Origin of the sequence: Mycobacterium sp. 1165178.9 (assembly GCF_001673555.1) — a bacterium.
GTDB lineage: Bacteria > Actinomycetota > Actinomycetes > Mycobacteriales > Mycobacteriaceae > Mycobacterium.
Genome location: NZ_LZMB01000188.1, coordinates 1 through 2421 on the forward strand (window position 1 = coordinate 1; position 2421 = coordinate 2421).

General features: G+C 64.1%; 5 protein-coding genes. 4 read left to right on the plus strand and 1 reads right to left on the minus strand.

Annotated elements, in window-relative coordinates:
• Positions 1–103, plus strand: a 103-nt coding sequence (locus tag A5652_RS28485) for a hypothetical protein (RefSeq protein ID WP_232001113.1), incomplete at its 5' end; no start/stop codon positions are given.
• 101 nt (positions 104–204) lie between these two features.
• Here the strand turns inward: A5652_RS28485 and A5652_RS09055 are convergent.
• The gene (locus A5652_RS09055; RefSeq protein ID WP_067349485.1) at positions 205–624 is read right to left on the minus strand and encodes a MarR family winged helix-turn-helix transcriptional regulator; all 420 of its coding nucleotides are present in this window, start codon (positions 622–624) and stop codon (positions 205–207) included.
• A 114-nt stretch (positions 625–738) separates the two neighbouring features.
• Between A5652_RS09055 and A5652_RS09060 the strand changes: the two genes are divergently transcribed.
• The 3 genes from A5652_RS09060 to A5652_RS09070 form a co-directional block, all read left to right on the plus strand.
• The gene (locus A5652_RS09060; RefSeq protein WP_067349488.1) at positions 739–1152 is read left to right on the plus strand and encodes a ChaB family protein; all 414 of its coding nucleotides are present in this window, start codon (positions 739–741) and stop codon (positions 1150–1152) included.
• A gap of 321 nt (positions 1153–1473) precedes the next feature.
• On the plus strand, positions 1474–1974 hold the full coding sequence (locus A5652_RS09065; RefSeq protein WP_067349492.1) for an oxidoreductase: 501 nt from the start codon (positions 1474–1476) through the stop codon (positions 1972–1974).
• Positions 1975–1985: 11 nt separating this feature from the next.
• Positions 1986–2421, plus strand: a 436-nt coding sequence (locus A5652_RS09070; RefSeq protein ID WP_197513860.1) for a cytochrome b/b6 domain-containing protein, incomplete at its 3' end; no start/stop codon positions are given.

The following is a 2421-nucleotide window of genomic DNA, read 5'->3' on the forward strand; positions in this document are numbered from 1 at the left end:
CATGATGCTGTCGGCCGATATAGGGCAGGAATCATTGCTGCTCGAATTGGCCTATGAACTTGAAGAGGCGCGGCCGTGGGCGCGCATTCACGCCACCGGATGATCAGCTGATGGCGGCGACCCGCTTGGCCCGGCCGGCGACCCGCTTCGCCCGGCCGCGCCGCGCTCGCGATCGCCGCAGCCGCGCTCGCGATCGCCGCGGCCCTATTCGGAGCCGAGCTTCTCGAGCATCCTCTTGAATTCACGCTGCTGAGTGTCGGTGAGCCTGGCCAAGATGCGGGCATCGGCACCGCGGACCGCTCCTTCGGCGCGCTTGAGCAGGGCGCGGCCCTGGCCGGTCAGATTCGCGGGGAGCGCGCGCCCGGACGACACCGACGACGGCCGCGCCACGGCGCCGACCTCTTCCAGCTTGCGCAGCACCGTGTTCATCGCCTGCGGGGTGACGTTGGTGTGACGGGACAACTCGGCGCTCGACATTCCCGGAAACATCGAAAGTATTCGCAGGCAAACGAATTCGGGCAGGGTAAGGCCCAGCGGACCCAGCGCGGTGGCAACCTCGGGTCGCAGCACCGCCGCAACCCGGTAAAGGAGGTAACCGAGCGGAGCGTCATCGGCCTGAATCATGTCAACGATATTGACATATTTCGGCCGACCTGACGCACACATTGTTGATTGTCGGCGCGCCGACGGGGTAACCGACCGGTTACCCGCAGCGCTTGCGGCACATGAGGAGGTTCGATGCCGAAGACGACGAAGGGCGGCGCGGCCAAAAAGAGCGAGTTGCCCAGCACGCTGCAACGTTCCAGCGCCAAAGCCCAACGCACATTCGCGAAAACCCATGACGCAGCTGCCGAGCAGTACGGCAGCGAGGAGCGCGCCCACCGGGCGGCGTATGCCGCCGTCAAGCACAGTTTCGAAAAAGTCGGTGACCACTGGGAGGCCAAGGACGAGAAGGGCCCATCCGATGAGCGGGCCGAGATCGGTGGCCTACGCCCAATTGGGCAGTCGGAAGAGGGCGTCGATGCCAACGCGAGCAAGAAGCACCTGCTCGAGCTGGCCCGTCGTCTCGACATTGCCGGCCGGTCCACTATGAACAAGTCGGAGTTGGTCGAAGCGATCAAGAAGCACAACCGCCGGGTGCGGGGCCGCTGAAAGGATTAGCCACCAGCGCGCGCGTCATCTTGTCCCGCTGTCTTCCGGCGTGCCACGAGGCTTTCGATGTAGCGGATGGCGCCCCGTGCCACCCGCCAGGCGAAGACCAGCGTGCCCCAGCTTGATAGCGCCGCGGATCCCGCGCTTCGGTGTCCACGCTGCCCGGCCACCGACGACGATGCCGGCCCCCGCCATACCGCGCTGATCACCAAATCTATTGTGGCCCTTGCTTATCTTTGTGTATCTAACCGCAAGCTGTGAAGACGCTGAAAGCTTGCTGACGACGAGTTTCTCGGCCGGCCAGGCGGGTAGTCGGCGAAAATGGTCGGGCTGCTCGGACGACTGTGGCTCAAAGCGTGGCACAAGGTGCTGTCTTCTCCCCTCCTCACGCTCAACGGCTACGTCGCCTTTGATCTGCCGCGCACAGTGACCGGGTTGGGTTCGTCTCTATTGATGGGGCTGGTGGCGGTGCACGCCTACACGTTGGCCACCCGGCCGGGTCTGCCGCTGTATTTCTTGGTTTACGTTGCGCTGCTGACCGCCGCCTGCCTGGCCGCGGCCACGGGAATGGCGTTTGCCATCAAACCCATTGTGCCGCAGGCTGGCTGGTATGCCGGCAGTCTAGTCAGCATGGCCTTCCTGCTGATCTATGTGGTCAGCCGGTTTGTCAGCCTGCCGGGTCTGGTGGCGTTGACCGGCCGGTGGGACCTGGCGCCCGGGACGTTGGCCATGGGGCTCGCCGGAGGCTTCATTGCCGTGCACACCACCGTCCTGTCCGGCATCAACGTGGCGTATCCGCAACGGCAGAATTGGCGCGACTGAACGGTGACGACATGACAGTGCTCGACTATCCGGCGTGGCTGCGTATCGACCACTGGCTGAACGTGTTGTTTTTGACTTTGGTGATCCGCAGCGGCGTCGAGATCTTGTCCACCCACCCGAAGTTGTACTGGCATGACGACAGCAAGCCGGGCACCGAGTGGGCGCGCTTCACGGTCAAGGAGATGCCGGTCAACAAGCTCTACGACACGCTCGACGAGGAGGAGGACTACAGCTCGCTGTTCTCGCTGCCCGGCCACAAGAAACTGGGCATGGGCCGGCACTGGCACTTCTTCTCGGTGATCGGCTGGATCCTCGTCGGGCTCTCGTACTACATCCTGCTCTTCACCACCGGCCAGTGGCACCGGTACTGGCCGGCCTCATGGTCGATCTTCCCCGAGGCGTGGAACGACGTCGTCACCTACATGAGTTTCAATCTGCCGCCGCTGC